Consider the following 14802-nt stretch of genomic DNA (forward strand, 5'->3'; position numbering starts at 1 on the left):
GAATATTAGATTCTAAAAAACTAAATTCTTGGTAAGTCTCCATCTCCTTTAAGAGGTAAATTAGAACTTCCCATAAGATATGTATCTATATGATATGCCGCCTGTCTACCTTCTGCGATAGCCCAAACAATTAATGATTGCCCTCTTCGCGTATCACCCGCTGCAAAAACACCTTTTACATTGGTAGCATAATTTTCTTCTGTAGCTTTTATATTTGTTCTTGCGTCCATATCAATACCTAATTGTTCTGCAATTGTAGGTTCTGAACCGGTAAACCCTAATGCTAATAAAGCTAACTCACATTTCCATTCTTTTTCTGTATCTGGAATCTCTTTTAAAGTAAAACGACCATTCTCTTTTACCCATTCAACTTCAGATGTTATTAAACCTCTAAGATTACCATTTTCATCTCCCAAAAATTCTTTTGTAGAAATACTCCAATTACGTTCCACTCCTTCTTGATGTGAAGAACTCGTTCGTAATCTCATAGGCCAAAAAGGCCATGGTTGGTTATCAGGACGTTCTACGGTACCTTTCCCCATGATTTCAAAATTAGTCACAGATGTCGCACCATGTCGTACAGAAGTTCCGATACAATCTGATCCAGTATCTCCACCTCCGATTACGATTACATCTTTATCCGTTGCAAGAATTTCTTCGCCTAAATCTTTCATCCCATCGACTCTACGATTGTTTTGTGGAAGAAAATCCATAGCCTGAACCACTCCTTTTAGATCAGCTCCTTGTACCGGTAACTTACGTCTCACTGTAGCACCTGTACATAATACTACAGCATCAAAATCAGCTTTTAGTTGATCCGCTTTAACATCTTTACCTATATGTGTATTTGTTTTAAAAACAATACCTTCTTCTTCTAAAACAGCAACTCTTCGATCGATTACATTTTTTTCCATCTTAAAATCAGGGATTCCATATCGCAACAATCCTCCTACCTTTTCATCTCTTTCGAAAACAGTCACTAAATGTCCGGCTCTATTTAACTGTTGAGCAGCAGCAAGTCCCGCAGGTCCAGAACCAATAACTGCAACTGTCTTTCCTGTTCTCTCTTTGGGAGCATTCGCTTTTACCCATCCATTTTTAAAAGCTTCTTCTACTATATTTTTTTCAATATTTTCTATTGTTACAGGATCTTCATTAATCCCTAAAACGCAAGCTTCTTCGCAAGGTGCTGGACATAATCTACCTGTAAATTCTGGAAAGTTATTAGTCGAATGTAATATCCGAGCTGCCTTTTCCCATTTACCACGATATACAGCATCATTAAAATCAGGTATCAGGTTTCCTAATGGACATCCACTATGACAAAAAGGGATTCCGCAATCCATGCATCTTGCTCCTTGATTTTTAAGCTTACTTTCCTCCATTGGCACAGTAAACTCCTTATATCCTTTTATACGATCTTTAACAGGCTGGTACTGTTCAATCTCTCTTTCAAATTCTAAAAATCCAGTTATCTTTCCCATGTCTATTATCGTTTATGCTTGTGCTAATTTTTCTTCTTCTAATCTTTTTAAAGCCTGCTTGTATTCCTCTGGGAAGATCTTAATGAATTTTGGTAATTCGCTCTCCCAATTCTCGAGAATTCTCTGTGCTAAAGGACTTAGTGTTGCATTATAGTGTGATTCAATTAAGTTTTTAAGTTCTATCACATCTTCTGGTATTTCTACAGGATCCAAGTTTAGCGCTTCTTTATTACAATGCGCTTCGAATGTCTTTTTATCATCATATATATATGCAATACCTCCAGACATCCCTGCGCCAAAGTTTCTTCCTACTTCCCCAAGGATAACGGCAACTCCACCAGTCATATATTCACATCCATGATCTCCAATACCTTCTACAACAGCTCTGGCACCTGAGTTACGAACACAAAAACGTTCTCCAGCCTTACCATTAATAAATACTTCTCCATCTGTTGCTCCATATAATGTGACATTTCCTGTAATTACATTGTTTTCTGGAACGAGTGTTGCTTCATCTGGAACTTTAATAATTAACTTAGCTCCAGAAAGTCCTTTCCCTAAGTAGTCATTTGTGTTTCCATTTACGATCATTGTTAATCCCTTGGTTGCAAAAGCTCCAAAACTTTGTCCAGCTGCACCTGTGAAATTTAATTTCAGTGTACTTTCTGGTAATCCTTGTGCTCCATAAATTTTAGAAATTTCATTACTAAGAATAGCGCCTACTGCTCTATCGGTATTTGTAATATCAAAGTCTAAAGTGGTCTTTTCTTTTCTAAACAACGCTTGATGCGCCTGTTCTATAATTTCAAAATCTATAGAATTTCCTAATCCATGATCTTGTATTTCGGAATTGTATATACCTACTCCTTCTGAAGCTTCTACCTGATGTAATATTGGTGAAAGATCAACTCCTGCAGTTTTATAATGTTCGATAGCTTGCTTACGATCTAATTTATGTACTTGTCCGACCATTTCATTAATCGTTCGGAAACCAAGCTGAGCCATAATTTCTCTTAGTTCTTGAGCTACGAAATACATGTAATTTACTACGTGTTCTGGTTTTCCTTTAAACTTTTTACGCAATTCAGGGTTTTGAGTTGCTATACCTACAGGACAAGTGTTTAAGTGACAAACACGCATCATAATACATCCAGAAGCTACTAAAGGAGCTGTGGCAAATCCAAATTCTTCTGCCCCTAACAGACAAGCTACTGCTACATCTCTTCCTGTTTTTAATTGTCCATCACACTCTAATACAATACGACTACGTAGATTATTCCCTACTAAAGTCTGTTGTGCTTCGGCTATTCCTAGTTCCCAAGGCAATCCAGCATGCTTTAATGATGTTAATGGTGATGCTCCCGTTCCTCCATCAAATCCAGATATTAATACTACGTCTGCCTTTGCCTTTGCTACTCCTGCTGCAACAGTTCCTACTCCTACTTCTGAAACTAATTTCACATTAATTCTAGCATCTCTATTAGCTGATTTTAAGTCATAAATTAACTGAGATAAATCTTCAATAGAATATATATCGTGATGTGGTGGCGGTGAAATTAATCCAACATACGGAGTAGAGTTACGAGTTTTAGCAATCTCAGGGTTTACTTTTGGACCTGGTAATTGCCCCCCTTCTCCTGGTTTAGCTCCTTGAGCCATTTTTATCTGTATCTCTGCAGCATTTGTTAAATAATTCGAAGAAACCCCAAATCTACCTGAAGCAACTTGCTTGATAGCGCTATTTTTCCAATCTCCATTTACATCTTTATAAAAACGTAGTGGATTCTCTCCTCCTTCTCCCGAATTACTTTTCCCACCGATACGATTCATAGCAACAGCCAAGTTTTCATGTGCTTCTTGACTTATTGACCCATAAGACATCGCTCCTGTTTTAAAGCGTTTTACAATTTCTGTCCAAGGCTCTACCTCATCTAGTGGAATTGGATCATAGTTAGAGAATTCTAATAATCCTCGAATGGTCATTAAACTTTTAGACTGCTCATTAATTAAACTTGCATATTCTTTATAAGTTTTAGGATCATTATCTCTTACTGATTTCTGAAGTTTAGCTACAGAAAGCGGATTAAACTGGTGTTTTTCACCATTTCGTCTCCATCTATATTGTCCCCCAATTTCTAAATCTAAATCAGCATCTACTTCTCTTTCTATGTATGCTCTTTTATGACGTTTAGCAATTTCCTTTTCGATTTCGTACAATCCAATTCCTTGAATTCTAGTAGCAGTATTCGGAAAATACTTATCTACTACTTTAGTATTAATTCCAATACATTCGAAAAGTTGAGAACTTCGGTAAGAATTTAAGGTAGAGATACCGATTTTATTCATCACTTTCAATACGCCTTTACCTACAGCTTTATTGTAATTATTAACCGCTTCTTCTGCAGCTAACTCTGTAATATTATTGTCTTCAATTTGTTCCTTGATAATTTCATTTACCATATAAGGATTTATAGCACTGGCCCCATATCCAAATAATAAAGCAAAGTGATGTACCTCTCTTGGTTCTGCAGATTCTATTATGATACTTACTTGAGAACGTTTCCCTAATTTCTGTAGACCACTATTTACAAAAGAACAAGCTAATAATGCCGGAATCGGTGCTCGATGCTTACTTATATTTCTATCAGAAAGTATTATAATATTACTACCATCATCAATTGCCTCAGATACCTTTTGTAAAGTAGCTTCTAAAGCATCTTCTAACCCATTAAGCCCTCTATTAATATTATACAACATAGAAACAGAAGTTGCTTTAAAGCCTTTATCTGAATATGTTTTGATCTTATCTAAATCTTCTTTAGAAATTACGGGATTCTGAATCTTTAGTTTATTGCAATGCTTTTCATCAATATTAAAAATATTATGATCTGCTCCTAGTGTTAAACTAATATCTGTAATCAGTTCTTCTCGAATCCCGTCTAAAGGAGGGTTGGTTACCTGTGCAAATAACTGTTTAAAGTAATTGTAAATTAATTGCGACCTCTGCGAAAGTACAGCTATTGGTGTATCTGATCCCATAGAACCAATTGGTTCCTTTGCTAATTGACTCATCGGAACGATAATCGTATCAATATCTTCCTGAGTATATCCGAATACTTCTTTACGTTTACCAATAGTTTCTTCACCCAAAAACAAAGGGCAATCATTATATGCAATGTCTTTTAAGTGCACTAGATTATTATCCAACCATTCTCTATATGGATGTTTCGAGGCTATTTCTTCCTTTATTTCTTCATCATTAATAATTCTACCTTCATCCATATTTACCAAAAACATCTTACCAGGCTCTAATCTCCCATGAAACTCTAAATTGCTTGGTTCTATATCTACTACACCAGTTTCAGAAGACATAATTACATATCCATCTTTAGTAACGGTATAACGAGAAGGTCTTAATCCATTTCTATCCAATACTGCTCCAATATAATTACCATCAGTAAACGGGATAGATGCTGGGCCATCCCAAGGCTCCATTGCACATGAATTATATTCATAAAATGCCTTTTTAGCTTCAGACATTTCTGAGTTCTTCTCCCAAGCTTCTGGCACCATCATCATCATAACTTCTGGAAGCGATCGTCCAGTCATCAATAACAACTCTACAACCATATCCATAGATGCAGAGTCTGATTTTCCTTTAAGAACTACTGGTAGTATCTTTTTTATATCATCTCCAAACCAATCACTGGCTAATAATTCCTCTCTAGAGCGCATTCTGGTTACATTTCCTCTTAAAGTATTGATCTCTCCATTATGACACATATATCGGAATGGTTGTGCTAAATCCCAGGTAGGAAATGTATTTGTAGAAAAACGTTGGTGTACCAAGGCTAACCTAGTTACCACTTTTGGATCCATAAGATCTGTATAGTACAATTTAATATCTTCTGGCATTAATAAACCTTTAAATATTAAAGTCTTTGTAGATAAGCTTGGTAAATAAAAGAACTTATTCTCTGACAGTTTAGAACTGTATATTTCATGTTCTGTAACCTTACGAGCAGTAAATAACTTTAAATTAAAGTCAAAATAGCTCTGCTCCTTATCACTTTTGCCAATAAAAATTTGTTTAATCGAAGGTTCTGTAGTTGCTGCTATTTCTCCTAAATGTACTGTATCAACAGGTACCTCTCTCCATCCCAAAAGAACAAGACCTTGATCGGTGATATTTTTTTCAAAAGTATCAATACAGTATTGTCTTTGATTTTCTTTTTTAGGTAAAAACACGTTACTTACAGCATATTCTCCAGACTCAGGTAAATTAAATGAACAATTTTCTATAAAGAAATCATGTGGTATATCTATCAGTATTCCCGCTCCATCTCCTGTTTTTCCATCAGAGCTTACAGCTCCCCGATGTTCTAATTTTTCAAGAATTTCTAGTGCCTTATGAATAATATCATTAGACTTTTTCCCTTCCAAGCTACAAATAAATCCGGCACCACATGCGTCGTGTTCGAATTCTGGCAGATACATTCCTTGTTTCTTCATATTATTTCCGATCTAAAGTGTTTCAAGTTGTTGAAATTAACAAAACCTTAAGGAAGGAGAAAGAAAAACCACTTATCGAACACCACTTTTTGGAGCTCAATAAAAAAAGTACTATTTAACTAATAGAATCCTAAAATAAGGACTTCAAATTACGAATTTAATAACGCGATTTTTGGTAAAAAACACCAAATAACATAGGGGTTTACAGCATTATAAGGCCAATAGGTACTAAAGAAAACGTTTTCGTAAAAAACAAAAACACCTAACTGCGAAATCCTCATTTATTTCTTCAAAAAATACACACCCCCAATTTTTTAGGGGGTAAATATTTTAAAATGATAAAAATACCTTGATTACCCTTCAAAATTTTGAGGCTAAAGAGTAATTCACATATTTTTGACATAGATTTAACATTAATTTTAACTTTTTAGTCTTTATGAAGAAAATAGAAGCAATCATCAGAAGATCAAAATACCGTGTTGTAAAAGAAGCTTTACACGAAAAAGGTATCACATTCTTTTCTTATTGGGATGTTACTGGTGTGGGTAATGAGAAACAAGGACACGTATATCGTGGAATCTCGTATAGCACCACAGATATCCAGAGACGTTTTTTATCTATCGTGGTAAACGATGAATTTGAAGAAGCAGCCGTATCGGCAATTCTTGAAGCTGGTAAAACAGGAGAAGTCGGAGATGGAAAGGTATTTGTATCCGATATCAAAGAAGCATACAGAATTCGTACTTCTGAAAAAGGAGGTTCTACACTATCCTAACCACCACACACAAATTACCAACTGAAAACAAAAAATAACTTTTAATAGTCAATTATATAATGGAAATGTTAACTATAAACAACGTATGGATGATGGTGTGTACAGCACTAGTCTTTTTCATGCATTTGGGTTTCTCTTTTTTAGAAATTGGATTAACTCGTCAAAAAAACACAATTAATATTCTTTTCAAAAATGTATTCATCATCTGTGTAGGTTTATTATTATACTGCCTAGTAGGATTCAATTTAATGTATCCAGGATTTGGAGAAGATGCAGCAGGATTTATTGGATTTGCTGGATTTGGATTGAGTTCTCCTGTTGTAGAAGGAGCTTTAGACTTAACATATAATGAAGGGTATACATACTGGACTGATTTCTTATTCCAAGGAATGTTTGCTGCTACTGCAGCTACTATAGTTTCTGGAGCTGTTGCAGAACGTATAAAGCTAGGAGCTTTTATGATTTTTACCATAATATACGTAGGTGTTGTATATCCAATTGTAGGTTCTTGGCAATGGGGAGGTGGGTTCTTATCATCATTCCAGATTGGTGAAGCTGAAGGTTTTTATGATTTTGCCGGTTCTACCTTAGTTCATTCTGTAGGAGGATGGGCTGCTTTGGTAGCTGTATGGTTATTAGGGTCTAGAATTGGTAAATTCGGTTCTGATGGTAAACCTAAAGCTATACCAGGACATAACATCCCGTTAGCTGCTGCCGGTGTTTTAATTCTATGGTTAGGATGGTTTGGATTTAATGGCGGTTCTGTACTTTCTGCAGATGCTGCTGGAACATCTCTTACCCTAGTAACTACATCTCTTGCTGCTGCTGCCGGTGGAGTTGTTGCATTTTTAGTTTCTACATTATTATACAAGAACTACGACTTAACAATGTTCTTAAATGGTATTCTAGGTGGACTAGTAGGAATTACAGCTGGTGCTGATCAAATGACACCAACCGATGCTGTATTAATTGGAGCGATTGCTGGTGCTATTATAGTATTTGGGGTAGCATTAATTGATAAATTAAAACTAGATGATCCTGTAGGAGCTATTGCTGTTCACTTAATCTGTGGTATTTGGGGAACATTAGCTGTTGGAATTTTTGGAGCAAAAGCAGGTTTTGACCAATTCTTAGTACAAGGAGTAGGTGTATTAGCTGCTGGTGGATTTTGTGTAGCTACCTCATTTATTATCATATTTGCATTAAAGAAAACTATCGGTATTAGAGTTTCTGAAAAAGAAGAAATTGATGGTCTTGACGGTCATGAACATGGGATGGATGCTTATCCAGATTTTAGATTAAATCAACACTAGAATTTAATTCAACTTATATATTTATAAAAAGGGTCGATTTACAATCGACCCTTTTTCTTATTCATTATTTTATAATGTCCATGGATAACGGATATGATGGCTCTTCTCCGTTACTAGCTTTAATTGCATTTATTATAGGAAATACTAAGCATAAAATACCTATAACAATTAATCCTAGAATTCCTACTCCAAATAATAGTATTAACGGTATACAAACAATTGCATAAATAAACATACTTATCTGAAAATTCATAATTGATTTTCCGTGATTATCCATTGCTAATACTTGTTCTCTTTGTGTAAGCCATAATATTAATGGTACTACAAACCCTCCGAACCCGGTTACAAGGTCTAATAATTGTGATAAATGGGTAATGACTAGTAATGATCTGTCTTGTCTCATGATTTCTTTTATTTTTGGTTGATGATTGCTTTATAGAATTGCTAATTTAATTAGCAACCTATGCATATATGACGAAATATTGAGCAAAACGTTACAGTTACATCTATGTATAAGAGAAAAAATTACAAAAAAAGCACCCTAAAAACCTAGGGCGCTTCTCTATTTTAGTAACTAAATTTAATTCTATATCATTTATTAATTGATTATTAGTTTTTGTGTTATAGATTCTCCGTCGCTCTCTATTCGAATTAAATAAATACCTAATCCTAATGATAAATTCTTAGCAGAAATCGTGTTTGCTCCTGGTTGAAGTTCTATCTCAGCTTGTTTTTGACCTAGAATAGAAAATACTGTCGCATTTGCTTTTTTAACAAACTGATTAAGATATATCGAAAAATTATTCGTCGCTGGATTCGGTGCAATTCTTACGTCATTAAATATACCTTCTGGTTCATCTCCTAAAATCGCTTCAGTAGATTCCAAATCAGCGATTAGACTTTCTGCATTAGCTGATTGTCCACAAGAACCTTCATAAATTTTAACATCAGAAAAAGTAGAGTTGTTACCACTACCCGCGTCATTATCATTTATAAATACTAACCTGTCCATATTTCCGGTATAAAAATTACCTACAGGAATCACATAAGTTGTAGATCCACTGCTGTAATTATCAAAATTAGTCACACCATAATTCTGGGTTCCATGAACTTTAAAATATCTGCTAGAGGTCAGCGTATTATCATCTTCAAAACCAACTCCGTGGATTTCTCCTTGACTACTACTACTAAAAGTAAACTCAATAACCGTATTAGCTGTTACATTATAATTAAAAGGAATAAATTTCCAAGTATTATTAGTCATTGATATCGATGCTCCTCCATTACCTATAGAAAAGTTCCCTGCAGAATCTTGGTTAGAAAAACCTGTAATTGCATAATCATTAAAATTTAATGAATCACAAGTCGGCGGTGGTGGTGTATTACCATTAGTTATGCTTAGGTCATCAATTGTAATATCTCCTTGCCAGCTAGTACCTGTAACTACATTTAATCGTAATTGTACACTAGAATTACCCGCATATGCAGAAAGATCTACGCTTGCAGCATTCCAATCAGCACCTTGATCCCCAGATCTAGTAAATACATTACTCCAGTTCCCAGTATTATTAGTTCTAGCTTCAACATTTAATGTTCCTACCGCATTTCCGGTCATATGATATTGAAAGCTTATTGTTGGAGAAGACACGCCATTAAAATTTAAACAAGGAGCATTTAAGATTGCTTGTTTATTTGGATATCCAGTTCCATTACCTGAAGCTTCTACATAAATGTAAGAATTACCATCTACTGCTCCACTAGGTCCTGTTCCATTAGAAGGAGTACCTCCTGAATTTACAGTCCAATTAATATCATCATTAGATGATTGTGACCAAGCACCGATAGATCCTTCAAAACTTTCGCTGTAAGGGAAAGATGAAACATTCCCTGAACACTCATCTGTTGGAGGTGGCGGCGGTGTACCTAACCCCATTGCATCCCAAAAAGCAGGAATCGTAGCTCTTTCTCCGGAATTAGATCCTCCAGATCCAGAACATCCTCCATATGCATGCACTCCAACAGCATTACCCGTTGCTGTATCTATAATTGGGCTACCAGAGTTACCTCCTGTAGTATCTGTTCTATATCTTACAAAAGTATTTGTCGAAGAGCTTAATGGTCCAGTGTGAATTTGTTGTGTTTGATTATCAATTCCTGTATCTGTTCCGAAACCAGTTATTGTGATATTCGCTCCAGGCGTATCCTGTGTCACATTGTATGATGCTCCTTGCCCTTGAATTGGCGTTTGACCTGTTTGAGAATTCGCAAAACCATCAAAAACTGCCCAGTCATTTGCCTGACTCGGACTATTTGGATATGGTGATACAAAATTTCCTATTGGATATTGATCTTCTGGTCCAGGATGTACTATCGTTCTATCAGGATTTGATTTTGGTACATTAAATTCGATTATCTCAGCTCTACTACCCACACAGTGACCAGCAGTTACTAATTTACCATTTGTGATAATCCAACCTGTACATCCTATTGGAACAATTCTTCCAATAGCATCATCCGCAGAATCCACCCTATCATCGCTAGATCCACATTGTGATTTTACAGTAGGATCAAGTTCCCCAACACTTAATTCCGAAATATTAATTCCTACTGATGAATCGTTTGCAGCTACCGATAATGTAACTGTAACTGCATCTCCGTTAAAATAAGCACTAGAGTTATTCCAGTCCTTTATAGTTTTGGATGTTAAGGTCTGAGTTGCTCCATCTAGTTTTGAAGTAATAGTAATTGTACTATTATTACCCAAATTTACGTCCTTAAAAAACAGACGTAGCCAAGTAGCTCCTGTTTCTGAAACTTCTTCGGTAATCACTTGTGAGTTATTCTTACCCACAACTCCATCTGATTTTAAGGTTAAATTATAAGGAGTTTCATGTCTTGCTAAACTCTGCGTCTGAGCATAATTGACAAATGGAATTAGCATAAATACTACGCAGACGGCAGCAATAATTTTGTGTTTTAATAGTAGTTTCCTATTATTAAATGAGTTTGTGCTGTGAAAATTCATAAAAATAAAAGTTTTAGTATATAGAAATTAAATTTAGTTACTAAATCAATTTTGCTTAAGGTTAGTTACTCCTTAAACATATACTCCATATAAATGCATTTAAAAACTATTAAATTACATCTACTTTATTTCCCTTTATTTTTTGTCTTAGAAATCTATTAAAATTTCAACCCCAGCAATAAAAGTAAGGAAGAAAATTTTGTCTACAAAAAAGTTTGAAGTCTAAAATGAAATGTAAGATTATATTATGTCTATTTTTGTACTTTCTATTAGTAAAATATGATTTCACAAGATACCATAGTTGCTTTAGCTACTCCAGCAGGAGCTGGTGCTATAGCAGTGATTAGAGTTTCGGGAAAAGATGCAATTAGTATTTGCGCTCCCCTATTTCGTTCTATTAAAGGAAAAGATCTAAATAAACAAAAAAGTCATACAATACATCTAGGTCATATTATTGATAATGAGCGTATATTAGATGAAGTATTACTCTCTTTGTTTAAAGGAACGACTTCTTATACGGGAGAACCTACTGTAGAAATATCATGTCATGGGTCAAGCTACATCCAACAAGAAATTATTCAGTTATTACTTCGTAAAGGATGTAGAATCGCTAACGCCGGAGAATTTACATTAAGAGCATTTATTAATGGTAAATTAGATTTATCACAAGCAGAAGCAGTGGCAGATCTTATCGCTTCTGATTCTGAAGCTTCTCATCAGATTGCTATGCAACAAATGCGTGGTGGTTTTAGTAATGAAATTCAAAAACTGCGGGATGAGCTTCTCAATTTTGCATCATTAATAGAACTAGAACTTGATTTTGCCGAGGAAGATGTAGAGTTCGCTAATAGATCGCAGTTTCAGGATCTAATCTCTCGGATCACCAAAGTTCTAAAGCGACTAATTGATTCTTTTGCTGTTGGAAATGTAATTAAAAATGGTATTCCGGTTGCAATTGTGGGAGAACCTAACGTTGGTAAATCTACATTACTCAACGTTTTATTAAACGAAGAGCGCGCTATTGTTTCTGACATTGCTGGAACCACACGCGATACTATTGAAGATGAAATCAATATAGGAGGTATTGGATTTAGATTTATCGATACTGCTGGTATTAGAGACACTAAGGATATCGTAGAAAGTATAGGAATAAAGAAGACTTTCGAAAAGATTGAGCAAGCACAGGTGGTTATTTATTTGATTGACAGTTCTGCATTAACCGTTGATAGTTTAAAGTTATTAAAAACTGAAATCGGTAAGATCAAAAACAAATATCCGCAGAAACCATTAATTGTTATAGCTAACAAAGTAGATAAACTTAGTGAATCCGAGATTTCATCATTAACTTCAGAGATCGAGAATATACACCTGTTGTCCGCCAAACAAAATATTGGGGTTGAAGAATTACAAAGTAAACTCTTAGATTTTGTAAATACAGGAGCTTTAAGAAATGACGAAACTATTGTGACCAATTCTCGTCATTATGATGCTTTATTAAAAGCTTTAGAAGAAATTCAAAAAGTACAATACGGTATTGACAATGGTTTATCTGGAGATTTAATGGCGATTGATATTCGTCAGGCATTATATCATTTTGGTGAGATTACCGGTGAGATTACTTCTGATGATTTGCTTGGTAATATTTTTGCTAATTTCTGTATTGGTAAATAGATTTTCTAGCCTTTAATAAGGTTTTGTTTTCCTTTGTTTGACCTTTTATATAAAAATAGTGTGATTTATAGCTATCCACAAAGAACTTACTTTAATATATTCTCAAAATAGAATTGGCCTTACTTAGAATTCAAAAATCAAACATTATCACACTCCTATATGACATGAAAAAACATCAAAATCAAAAAAGAACCGTGATATTAGAGATGTTTAATAAAAAGAATGAATTTATAAAAACCATAATTATTCTTTTAGTATCCTAAATATTTTCGATGTTTCAACTCCTTCTATTTTCAGTAAATAAATACCTTTCGAAAAATCACTCATATTTACCTCTAATTTATTAGTACCATCTTCTATTTTATTATTTCTTAGTACTTTTCCTTCTAAATTATATAATATATAGTTTGTGTAATATATGTCACTTAAATTAACATTTAATAAATCTTCTACAGGATTCGGGTATATAGTTTCTATTTTTTTGATATTGGAAAATTCTTTATCTATATTATAATATCCGTTTTCACCGTCAAATCTCTGAAATTCTTCTAAAACTATATTAAATGTTTTTTTTACTGTAAAAAATAATGCTTCACCTCCCTTAAGTTCGAACTCTTTTTCAAACCATCCATTACGATAAGTATCAAACTGGATTTCCTCATCTTTACCATTATCTGGGTTAATTTGTCTCCTATGGGCGAGCTTATCGCTAAACTTACAAATAACTTTTTGATTAAAAATCGTTTGATCATAGTTATTTCCGCCATGTTGCATATTTACCACCATTATATTATACCACTCGCTATTCCAGGGATAATCAAAACGTGCGATACAAATGCCTCCATCACCGGAAACATCAAAATCTGAGCTTACGTCCCCTAACTTATATTCCCTTACACCTCTAGGAATACCACCATTTTTATTCTTCATAAAAGAAACGCTTGTTGATTCTAAATCCATTAACTTATCTCCCCAATTAAGAACAGTCTGATTAATATCTTTAACTATTTTGTATAAATCTGTTTTTTTGTTGGTAGTATGTTCTAACATACCATTCCCAAAGTTATCTTTATCCTTTTCCTTTATCTGATAATTATACCACCAAAGCCCTTTCGCTCCATATGCTAAGTGCATGTTAACCTGCCATCTACAATCTGTCTCGCTGGACTTACGTGTATCCTGAGAATCAGCTCCACCTCCTGTCCATTCCACAAGGCTAATGAATCCGAAGATTCCTGGACCTCGATTTCCAACTAAGTCATATGATCTATTTCTAAATAGTTCGAGATTATTAAAGTATGAAGGACTTGTAGCATTATCTGAACTCTTCAAAGTAGGGTAATGAGAGTAGCCTACAACAGAAGGGTTACATCTCTCCAAGCCTTGATCCACAAGAGTATTGTAAGGTACTTTAAATCGGCTTTCTGGAACCGCCCAATTTGGTAAAAAGTTAATTTGAGTTATAACCCTACTTGGTAGTTTTGGATAAATCTCTTTATTCACAACCCAATTAATAAAATCGTACTGATGATAATAATGATGAAATTGATGTTTTTTAAAATTGGGAGCATCATCTTTTAGAATAAAAATAGAGATTCTATTGGCAGAATCATTCGCTAATTTAATTGCGTTTTCCAATGAAGACCTGTTACTAGGTAAAAAATATTCGTCCCAAGTTCCCAAAACAGCATTGAGTCCTGCAGCTTTGGTAAATTTTAATTGATTTGTATCTACTTGTATCATATTAAGGTTGGCCTCTGCATAGGTATCAAACCAACTTTGTGTTTTACTTGTTCTCCATGCAAAAGACCAAGCACCAATAGGGAACTCTTCTTGTGCATCAATCCATTTTTTAAATCTTTCCCCTGTTTGACCATATCCATAAGACACAAAACAAATGATAATTAGCAATATACACTTGTTCATATTTAGGTTTTCTTTTATTAACATTATCATAATAAATTTTTAATCTTTTTTTTAACACAAAGAATCAAACACTATATTTATAAGTGTCATTAAACA

The 14802-nt window shown here is 34.4% G+C and carries 8 protein-coding genes; 3 read left to right on the plus strand and 5 right to left on the minus strand.

Going from position 1 to position 14802, the window contains the following annotated elements; genetic code table 11:
• Positions 1 to 20 precede the first annotated feature (20 nt).
• Both H526_RS0104435 and gltB read right to left on the minus strand, forming a co-directional pair.
• A complete protein-coding gene (locus tag H526_RS0104435; RefSeq protein ID WP_027391876.1) occupies positions 21 to 1484 on the minus strand; it encodes a glutamate synthase subunit beta in 1464 nt (487 codons plus the stop codon).
• A 12-nt stretch (positions 1485 to 1496) separates the two neighbouring features.
• Positions 1497 to 5996: a glutamate synthase large subunit gene (gene gltB / locus H526_RS0104440; RefSeq protein ID WP_027391877.1), complete on the minus strand. Its 4500-nt coding sequence runs from the start codon at positions 5994 to 5996 to the stop codon at positions 1497 to 1499.
• Positions 5997 to 6432: 436 nt separating this feature from the next.
• Between gltB and H526_RS0104445 the strand changes: the two genes are divergently transcribed.
• Both H526_RS0104445 and H526_RS0104450 read left to right on the plus strand, forming a co-directional pair.
• Positions 6433 to 6771 carry a P-II family nitrogen regulator gene (locus H526_RS0104445; protein ID WP_027391878.1) on the plus strand — a complete coding sequence of 113 codons (339 nt, stop codon included), beginning with the start codon at positions 6433 to 6435 and terminating at the stop codon, positions 6769 to 6771.
• A gap of 59 nt (positions 6772 to 6830) precedes the next feature.
• On the plus strand, positions 6831 to 8084 hold the full coding sequence (locus tag H526_RS0104450; protein WP_027391879.1) for an ammonium transporter: 1254 nt from the start codon (positions 6831 to 6833) through the stop codon (positions 8082 to 8084).
• A 64-nt stretch (positions 8085 to 8148) separates the two neighbouring features.
• On the opposite strand, the gene H526_RS0104455 is transcribed toward H526_RS0104450, so the two are convergent.
• Together H526_RS0104455 and H526_RS0104460 are read right to left on the minus strand one after the other, a co-directional pair.
• On the minus strand, positions 8149 to 8487 hold the full coding sequence (locus H526_RS0104455) for a DUF4870 domain-containing protein (RefSeq protein WP_027391880.1): 339 nt from the start codon (positions 8485 to 8487) through the stop codon (positions 8149 to 8151).
• Positions 8488 to 8682: 195 nt separating this feature from the next.
• Positions 8683 to 11109: a T9SS type A sorting domain-containing protein gene (locus H526_RS0104460; RefSeq protein WP_081415551.1), complete on the minus strand. Its 2427-nt coding sequence runs from the start codon at positions 11107 to 11109 to the stop codon at positions 8683 to 8685.
• 279 nt (positions 11110 to 11388) lie between these two features.
• On the opposite strand from H526_RS0104460, the gene mnmE reads away from it, so the two are divergent.
• A complete protein-coding gene (mnmE, locus tag H526_RS0104465) occupies positions 11389 to 12780 on the plus strand; it encodes a tRNA uridine-5-carboxymethylaminomethyl(34) synthesis GTPase MnmE (RefSeq protein WP_027391882.1) in 1392 nt (463 codons plus the stop codon).
• A 243-nt stretch (positions 12781 to 13023) separates the two neighbouring features.
• On the opposite strand, the gene H526_RS0104470 is transcribed toward mnmE, so the two are convergent.
• Positions 13024 to 14706 carry a T9SS type A sorting domain-containing protein gene (locus H526_RS0104470; RefSeq protein WP_162144475.1) on the minus strand — a complete coding sequence of 561 codons (1683 nt, stop codon included), beginning with the start codon at positions 14704 to 14706 and terminating at the stop codon, positions 13024 to 13026.
• Positions 14707 to 14802 lie beyond the last annotated feature (96 nt).

It is taken from the genome of Aquimarina latercula DSM 2041 (genome assembly GCF_000430645.1).
GTDB lineage: Bacteria > Bacteroidota > Bacteroidia > Flavobacteriales > Flavobacteriaceae > Aquimarina > Aquimarina latercula.